Origin of the sequence: Streptomyces sp. UNOC14_S4, from assembly GCF_020740835.1 — a bacterium.
Classification (GTDB): domain Bacteria; phylum Actinomycetota; class Actinomycetes; order Streptomycetales; family Streptomycetaceae; genus Streptomyces.
The window spans coordinates 1-7414 of the sequence record NZ_JAINFC010000385.1 but is presented as its reverse complement, the minus strand read 5'-3'; the positions used below and the strand labels follow the sequence as shown (position 1 = coordinate 7414).

General features: G+C 72.5%; 9 protein-coding genes and 1 pseudogene. 3 read left to right on the top strand and 7 right to left on the bottom strand.

Features of this window, described 5'->3' with window-relative positions; all coding sequences use genetic code 11:
- Positions 1-292: pseudogene (locus tag K6I34_RS27245) on the top strand (hypothetical protein); the annotation flags it as partial.
- A gap of 82 nt (positions 293-374) precedes the next feature.
- Positions 375-1607 carry a phosphoserine phosphatase SerB gene (gene serB, locus K6I34_RS27240; RefSeq protein WP_229329684.1) on the top strand — a complete coding sequence of 411 codons (1233 nt, stop codon included), beginning with the start codon at positions 375-377 and terminating at the stop codon, positions 1605-1607.
- 243 nt (positions 1608-1850) lie between these two features.
- On the opposite strand, the gene K6I34_RS27235 is transcribed toward serB, so the two are convergent.
- The 4 genes from K6I34_RS27235 to K6I34_RS27225 form a co-directional block, all read right to left on the bottom strand.
- The gene (locus K6I34_RS27235; RefSeq protein ID WP_229329682.1) at positions 1851-2369 is read right to left on the bottom strand and encodes a histidine phosphatase family protein; all 519 of its coding nucleotides are present in this window, start codon (positions 2367-2369) and stop codon (positions 1851-1853) included.
- A 69-nt stretch (positions 2370-2438) separates the two neighbouring features.
- The gene (locus K6I34_RS27230; RefSeq protein ID WP_229329680.1) at positions 2439-2693 is read right to left on the bottom strand and encodes a hypothetical protein; all 255 of its coding nucleotides are present in this window, start codon (positions 2691-2693) and stop codon (positions 2439-2441) included.
- Between the two features lie 157 nt (positions 2694-2850).
- Complete coding sequence (locus tag K6I34_RS38425; protein WP_275127159.1) at positions 2851-2973, bottom strand: SGM_5486 family transporter-associated protein; 123 nt, start codon at positions 2971-2973, stop codon at positions 2851-2853.
- A 101-nt stretch (positions 2974-3074) separates the two neighbouring features.
- A complete protein-coding gene (locus K6I34_RS27225; protein ID WP_229329678.1) occupies positions 3075-4385 on the bottom strand; it encodes an MFS transporter in 1311 nt (436 codons plus the stop codon).
- A 39-nt stretch (positions 4386-4424) separates the two neighbouring features.
- Between K6I34_RS27225 and K6I34_RS27220 the strand changes: the two genes are divergently transcribed.
- Positions 4425-5102 (top strand): FadR/GntR family transcriptional regulator, encoded by a 678-nt coding sequence (locus K6I34_RS27220; protein ID WP_229329677.1) that lies wholly within the window; start codon positions 4425-4427, stop codon positions 5100-5102.
- A 4-nt stretch (positions 5103-5106) separates the two neighbouring features.
- Here the strand turns inward: K6I34_RS27220 and K6I34_RS27215 are convergent, their stop codons facing one another.
- From K6I34_RS27215 to fabG, 3 genes are all read right to left on the bottom strand, one after another.
- A complete protein-coding gene (locus K6I34_RS27215; protein WP_229329675.1) occupies positions 5107-5484 on the bottom strand; it encodes a hypothetical protein in 378 nt (125 codons plus the stop codon).
- 156 nt (positions 5485-5640) lie between these two features.
- On the bottom strand, positions 5641-6411 hold the full coding sequence (gene fabI / locus K6I34_RS27210) for an enoyl-ACP reductase FabI (protein ID WP_229329673.1): 771 nt from the start codon (positions 6409-6411) through the stop codon (positions 5641-5643).
- Positions 6412-6416: 5 nt separating this feature from the next.
- Positions 6417-7136, bottom strand: a complete 720-nt coding sequence (fabG, locus tag K6I34_RS27205) for a 3-oxoacyl-[acyl-carrier-protein] reductase (RefSeq protein ID WP_229329671.1) — start codon at positions 7134-7136, stop codon at positions 6417-6419.
- Between the last annotated feature and the right edge of the window lie 278 nt (positions 7137-7414).

The following is a 7414-nucleotide window of genomic DNA, read 5'->3' as shown; positions in this document are numbered from 1 at the left end:
GTACAACCCCGCGCCACGGCAGCCCGCGCGCGACGAGACGAACCCGTACAAGCGCGACGGCCTCCCCCCGCGCCGCCTGCCCCCGGCCGGTGACAACCCGTACCGGCCGTCCGCGGCGGACGAGGACCGCTACACCGCGCCGACACAGCCGGGCATGGGCCTGCCACCGCCCCGCCCGCGGCCCCGGCGGCCGTCCGGTCCCGGGTACCGCTACGGTTCCTCTCCCCCGGAACCACCGCCTCCGGGACGTCCGCCGGGTGCCCCGCCCGGGCCGCCCAAAGGGCAGCGTTAACGGTTCGTAGGCGAGCTCTTCGCCGTCCGGTCACGGGACAGGTGTACGGACGCCTCGCGAAGCCGGATACGGTGGGGGCACCATGAGCGCATCGCAGAACCCGCCTGCCACCGCCGTCACCGGCGACGACGATCCCACCCTGCTGGTCAAGATCTTCGGGAAGGACCGGCCGGGTATCACCGCCGGTTTGTTCGACACGCTCGCCGCCTTCGCCGTCGACGTCGTCGACATCGAGCAGGTCGTCACCCGGGGCCGGATCACCCTCTGCGCGCTGGTCACCGCCCCCGTGGGCGGCGGCACGATGGAGGGCGAGCTCCGGGCGACGGTGCACAGTTGGGCGGACTCGCTGCACCTCCAGGCGGAGATCATCTCGGGGCGGGGCGACAACAGGCCGCGTGGCACCGGGCGTTCCCACGTCACGGTGCTCGGGCACCCGCTGACCGCCGAGTCGACGGCCGCCATCGCCGCGCGGATCACGGGCACGGGCGGCAACATCGACCGCATCTTCCGGCTCGCCAAGTACCCGGTGACGGCGGTGGAGTTCGCCGTGTCGGGTGCCGAAACGGAGTCCCTGCGGACGGCGCTGGCCATAGAGGCCGCGGCGCGCGGGGTGGACGTGGCGGTCGTGGCGGCCGGTCTCCAGCGGCGGGCACAGCGCCTGATCGTGATGGACGTGGACTCGACGCTGATCACGGACGAGGTCATCGAGCTGTTCGCCGCGCACGCCGGGTGCGAGGCGGAGGTCGCGGAGGTCACCGCGCGGGCGATGCGCGGCGAGCTGGACTTCGAAGAGTCCCTGCACGCCCGGGTGGCGCTGCTGAAGGGCCTGGACGAGTCGGTGGTGGAGAAGGTGCGGGCGGAGGTCCGGCTCACCCCGGGCGCCCGGACCCTGATCAAGACGCTGAAGCGGCTCGGCTACCAGGTGGGTGTCGTCTCCGGCGGTTTCACCCAGGTCACGGACGACCTGCGGGAGCGGCTGGGGCTGGACTTCGCGTCGGCGAACACGCTGGAGATCGTCGACGGCAAGCTGACCGGCCGCGTCACCGGCGAGATCGTCGACCGCGCGGGCAAGGCCCGGCTGCTGCGGCGCTTCGCGGCCGAGGCGGGGGTGCCGCTGGCGCAGACGGTGGCGATCGGTGACGGCGCGAACGACCTCGACATGCTGAACGCGGCGGGGCTCGGCATCGCGTTCAACGCGAAGCCGGTGGTGCGGGAGGCGGCGCATACGGCGGTGAATGTGCCGTTCCTGGACACGGTGCTTTATCTGCTGGGCGTGACGCGGGAGGAAGTCGAGGCGGCGAACACGCACGAGTGAGCCCGCGGGGTCACCCGTGGGTGGCTCCGACCGTGATCTTTCGGCTTCCCCACCATTGCCGCCTACGGCGGGAGCGGCCTCCGGCCGCGTCCTCAAACGCCGGACGGGCTGGTTGTGGTTGCGGAGCCGGGTGACAGGTCGCGCCCCGTCAGGGGCGCGGGGAACTGCGCGGCCAGCCACATACGGCCCGCAGACGCGCGCCGGGCTCAGGTCCCACCCCAGTGGGCGCACCCCGGCAGAAAACTAACGGTGCGGCGCCCAGAAATCCGAAAGCGCCGCGCAGCCGTGCTCGACCGACTTCCAGGAACCTGAGAGGCCCAGGACGGCGATGGAGGCCGTGGGGAAGCCCGAGCGGTTCATGCGCGCGAGCGCGTCGCCCTCCGCCTCGCCCGCCAGCGCGTCGGCCAGCGCGTGCATGCCCGGGTTGTGCCCGACGAGCAGCAGGTCGCGGACCTCGTCGGAGGTCTCGTTGACGAGCGCGATGAGCTCGCCGAGCGACGCCTCGTACAGCCGGTCCTCGTAGACCGTGCGCGGGCGCTGCGGAAGCTCGGCGACGGCGAGCTTCCAGGTCTCGCGGGTGCGGGCGGCGGTGGAGCAGAGGACGAGATCGGGGACGAGGCCGGCGGAGGCGATCCGGCGGCCGGCGATCGGGGCGTCCTTGCGGCCGCGCTCGGCGAGCGGCCGGTCGTGGTCGTCCACGTCGGGCCAGTCGGCCTTGGCGTGGCGGAGGAGGACGATCCTGCGGGTCGGTTCGGCGCTCATGGTTTCCAGCTTCGCATGAAAAGGACGGCGGGGCGCGGGGTGTTGGGAGGCTGTCGCCCGCCCTGTCGGTCAGCCGCCTATCGCGTACTGGACGAAGGCGACGAGCCGCGCGAGCGCGCCCGCTGCGGCGGCGAGGGTGGTGCCGCTCTCCGGCGAGGCGGGGGCCGCCGGCCCGGCGAGCAGGAAGAGCAGCAGGGCGAAGGCCGCGGCGGGCAGCGCGACGCCCCACCACGGCAGCCTGGTCTGCGCGGTGCGTGCGGTGCCGCGGGGAGGGTGCGGGGTGCCGCCGGGCATGGGGATCGCCTCCGAGTGGGTTCCGGACACCGCGCCGTCGCCGTACGCGCGGTGTACTACGAACCTACGGAGGTCCGGCTCACGCTCCCATCCGGTGAACCACCCAGTTACCCCTGAGCCGTCCCCCCTAGGGGACGGGGGATATCCCCCGTATTCCCCTGGGGGCCACCGAGGTCGGGGCGAGAGGTCAGGGCGAGGCGATCGTCGCGATCACGCCGATGACGACGGTGATCGCGAGCATCGCGCCGAGGATGGCCAGGAGCGTCTTCTGGCCGTTCTTGGGGTTCGGGTCGAGCACAGGCTGCTGCATGGCACCAAGTGTCGCACCCCGGCCCGGACCGCCTCGCCCGGGCCGGCCTTGCCCGGGCCCGTCCCCGCTCAGCGGCCGTACCGCTCAGGGCCCGTCCCCGCTCAGAGTTCGTCCTCGACCGTGCGGTTGCGGCCCGCGAGCACGCCCGTGACGATCTGGGGCACCATCAGCGCCGCCATCAGGGCGATCGGCCAGTTCCAGCCACCCGTGCGGTCGTTGAGCCAGCCCACGAGCAGGGGGCCGGGGATGGAGATGAGATAGCCGATGCTCTGGGCGAAGGCGGACAGCCGCACCATGCCCGCGCCGGTCCGGGCGCGCATGCCGATCATGGTGAGGGCGAGCGGGAAAGCGCTGTTGGAGACGCCGAGGAGCACCACCCACACCCAGGCGCCGCCCTTGGGCGCCAGCCACAGGCCCGCGTAGCCCGCGAGGCCGAACAGGGCGAGGGCGACGGCCAGGATGCCCTGGTGGGGCAGGCGGGCGGCGAGGCGCGGCAGCAGGAAGGCGATCGGGACGCCCACCACCATCGTCGTCGCGGCCAGCAGTCCGGCGGTGGAGGCGGAGACCCCGGCGTCCCGGAAGATCACGGGCAGCCAGCCCATGACGATGTACGCGCCGGTGGCCTGGAGGCCGAAGAAGATCGCCAGCGCCCAGGCGGTGGTGCTGCGGGTGATACTCCTGCCGGAGGTCTCCCGCGCGGCACCGGCGGCGGGCGCGGCCTCGCCCTCCGCCCGGCCGCGGGCGCTGATCGCCAGCCAGGTCAAGGACGCGGCGGCGGCGAGGACGGCCCACAGGGCGAGGCCGGACTTCCAGGTGCTGCCCATGGCGTGGGTCAGCGGGACGGTGGCGGCGCCCGCGACTCCGGCGCCGCCGGAGAGCGCCATCGAGTAGAGGCCGGTCATGGGGCCGACGCGGTCGGGGAACCAGCGCTTGACGACGACCGGCATCAGGACGTTGCTCACGGCTATGCCCGCGAGCGCGAGGGCGCTCAGGGCCAGGAAGGCGGGGACCCCGCCCGCGAACGGACGCAGCGCGAGCCCGGTGGCGATGAACGCCATCCCGGCGCAGACCACCGGGGCGGGCCCCCAGCGCCGGGCCAGCCGGGGCGCGGCGAGGCCGAAGACCGCGAAGCACAGTGTGGGCACGGAGGTGAGCAGCCCGGCGAGGGTGCCGCTCATGCCGAGTCCGGCCTTCACCTCCTTCATCAGCGCGCCGAGGCTGGTGATCGCGGGGCGGAGGTTGAGGGCGGCGAGGACGAGCCCCACGGCGAGCAGCAGGGTCCGCGAGCGGGCGGGGCCGCGCCCCGGGGCAGGGGCGGATGTATCGGCGGGCGTATCGGTGGCCGGTGTCGGCGTCGGTGCCGGTGCGGCCGCGTCGGCCGTCGTGAGATCTTCGTCTGCCGTGGATGCCATACCGGCATCATAGAATCATGGGATGAATGGAGCACGACAATGGCGCCTCTGACATCTCCCCGGCGGTCCCCGCTCGTCGACCAGGTGATCGCGCAGCTGCGGAACCAGATCACGTCCGGTGAGTGGCCGGTCGGTTCGCGCATCCCGACCGAGCCCGCGCTCGTGGCGCAGCTCGGGGTGGCGCGCAACACCGTCCGGGAGGCGGTGCGCGCCCTGGCCCACAACGGTCTGCTGGACATCCGCCAGGGGTCGGGCACCTATGTCGTCGCCACCAGCGAGCTCGCCGGGGTGATGAACCGCCGCTTCGCGCAGGCCGACCCGCTGCACGTGGCCGAGCTGCGCGCCGCCCTGGAGACGCAGGCGGCGCGCCTGGCGGCACGGCGCCGCACCGAGCACGACCTCGCCCAGCTGACGCAGTTGCTGGAGCGGCGCGAGGAGGCATGGGCCTCGGGGGACGCGGAGCGGTTCGTGGAGGCCGACGCGACCCTGCACACGGCGGTGGTCACGGCGGCGCACAACGAGGTGCTGGCGGAGGTGTACGCCGATCTCGGCGGGGTGCTGCGTCAGTTCCTGCGCGCGGACGTCGGCACCGAGCTGCGGCCCGAGGGGCTGGCCGACCACGGCAGGCTGGTGGCCGCGATCCGGGACGGCGACGAGCGGACGGCCGGGGAGGAGGCGGGCCGCTACCCGTACGGCTGTCGCGCGGTGACCGGCTGAGACGTCAGTCCGAGGTGCCCGGTGTGCCCGGTGTGCCCGGTGTGTGCGTCACCCAGGCATGCCGTATGCCCAGCCAGCAGCGCTGGGAGAGGGTGACGTGGCGGGCGGGGGCGACGGCGACGGGCGCGGTGTCCATCCCCGGGTCCCACCAGCGGGTGCACTGGATGTGCAGTTGTACGCGGTCGATGGTGGAGTTGCCGTTGAAGCAGTGAACGGTGACATGCGCGCCGCGCAGGTGCGTGCCGCACTCCGCCTCCAGAGGCGGAGCGGGCGCGGGCGCGGGGGCCGCGTGTACGGGCGGGCAGGCGACGGCGGCCAGGGCCGCGGTGGCGAACAGCAGGGCCGTCGTCCGGCGGAGTGCGGAAGTGGAAGCGGAATGCATGTCCGTACCTCCTCCCGTGCCCTCCCAGTGTGCGGGCGGACGGCGCGCGCCGCATACGCGAAGGCCGCGGGGCCGTCCGGCGTGGACGGCCCCGCGGCCTTCGGCGTCGTGAACCAGGTCAGGCACCATGAACCAGGTCAGGCACCCATGAACGGGTCAGGCACCCATGATGTGCACGCCGCCGTCGACGTGGACGATCTCGCCGGTCGTCTTCGGGAAGAAGTCCGACAGCAGGGCGACGACGCCGCGGCCCGCGGGCTCGGGGTCGGCCATGTCCCACTGCAGCGGGGAGCGGGTGTTCCACACCTCGGCCAGGTCCGAGAAACCGGGGATGGACTTGGCGGCCATCGAGCCGATCGGGCCGGCCGAGACGAGGTTGCAGCGGACGTTCCGCTTGCCGAGATCGCGGGCCAGGTAACGGCTGGTGGCCTCGAGGGCGGCCTTGGCCGGGCCCATCCAGTCGTACTGCGGCCAGGCGAACTGCGCGTCGAAGGTCAGACCGACCACCGCGCCGCCCTCCTCCGGCATCAGCGGCAGGCAGGCCATGGTCAGCGACTTCAGCGAGAACGCCGAGACGTGCATGGCCGTGGAGACCGACTCGAAGGGGGTGTTGAGGAAGTTGCCGCCGAGCGCGTCCTGCGGCGCGAAGCCGATGGAGTGGACGACGCCGTCGAGGCCGCCGAGCTCCTCCCGGACCAGGCCCTCCAGGCGGTCCAGGTGCTCCTGGTTGGTCACGTCCAGCTCGATGACCTTGGCCGGCTTCGGCAGCTTCTTGGCGATGCGCTCGGTGAGCGTGGGCCGCGGGAACGCCGTCAGGATGACCTCGGCGCCCTGCTCCTGCGCGACCTTGGCCGCGTGGAAGGCGATGGAGGACTCCATCAGCACGCCGGTGATCAGAATGCGCTTGCCTGCGAGGATTCCACTCATGACGTTCAGTGACCCATGCCCAATCCGCCGTCGACGGGAATGACGGCTCCAGTGATGTATGCGGCCTCGTCGGAGGCGAGGAAGCGGACCGAGGCGGCGATCTCCTCGGGCTGCGCGTAGCGCGCGAGCGGCACCTGCTTCACGATGTTCGCCCGCTGCTCCTCGCTGAGCACCCGGGTCATGTCGGTGTCCACGAACCCGGGGGCGACGACGTTGACCGTGATGTTGCGGGAGCCCAGCTCGCGGCCGAGCGAGCGGGCGAAGCCGACCAGGCCGGCCTTGGAGGCGGCGTAGTTGGCCTGGCCCGCCGAGCCCATGAGCCCGACGACGGACGAGATCAGCACCACACGGCCCTTGCGGGCACGCAGCATGCCCTTCGAGGCGCGCTTGACGACACGGAAGGTGCCGGTGAGGTTGGTGTCCAGCACCGAGGTGAAGTCCTCCTCGGACATCCGCAGCAGCAGCTGGTCGCGGGTGATGCCGGCGTTGGCCACCAGCACCTCGACCGCGCCCTGCTTCTCCTCGATCTCCTTGTAGGCCTGCTCGACCTGCTCGGGGTCGGTGATGTCGCACTTCACGGCGAGGCAGCCGAGCTCGGCGAGCTCCGCCGGCGGCTCACCGGAGCGGTAGGTGATGGCGACCTTGTCCCCACCCTCCGCGAAAGCGCGGGCGATGGCGAGGCCGATGCCCCGGTTTCCTCCGGTGACGAGAACCGAGCGGCTCAAGGGATCACCTTCCGTTTCATCCATGAGTGCTGCTGACTACACCGAAACGTATCGGTAGAGGTCCGGGAAGAGAGAATCGACCTGCGACAGGTGCGACCGGCGCGCTCTGTTGGATCTCTACAGAAGCGGCGCTCCGGATCTCCACGGAATCCCCGCCGCCCGCGCACACGTCCAGGCCGTCCGCCCGCAGCGGAAACGCGGTGCGCGGGCCGCCCGCCACGCGGCATGATTCACGGGCGACGACCCATCGGGAGGACCCTGTGCCCCACTCCACGCCC

What these genes read in the sequence shown, in the direction of transcription:
- serB (WP_229329684.1), top strand. Translation starts at nt 375, where the DNA reads ATGAGCGCATCGCAGAACCCGCCTGCCACCGCCGTCACCGGCGACGAC.
- K6I34_RS27235 (WP_229329682.1), bottom strand. Translation starts at nt 2,369, where the DNA reads ATGAGCGCCGAACCGACCCGCAGGATCGTCCTCCTCCGCCACGCCAAG.
- K6I34_RS38425 (WP_275127159.1), bottom strand. Translation starts at nt 2,973, where the DNA reads ATGCAGCAGCCTGTGCTCGACCCGAACCCCAAGAACGGCCAGAAGACG.
- K6I34_RS27225 (WP_229329678.1), bottom strand. Translation starts at nt 4,385, where the DNA reads ATGGCATCCACGGCAGACGAAGATCTCACGACGGCCGACGCGGCCGCA.
- K6I34_RS27220 (WP_229329677.1), top strand. Translation starts at nt 4,425, where the DNA reads ATGGCGCCTCTGACATCTCCCCGGCGGTCCCCGCTCGTCGACCAGGTG.
- K6I34_RS27215 (WP_229329675.1), bottom strand. Translation starts at nt 5,484, where the DNA reads ATGCATTCCGCTTCCACTTCCGCACTCCGCCGGACGACGGCCCTGCTG.
- fabI (WP_229329673.1), bottom strand. Translation starts at nt 6,411, where the DNA reads ATGAGTGGAATCCTCGCAGGCAAGCGCATTCTGATCACCGGCGTGCTG.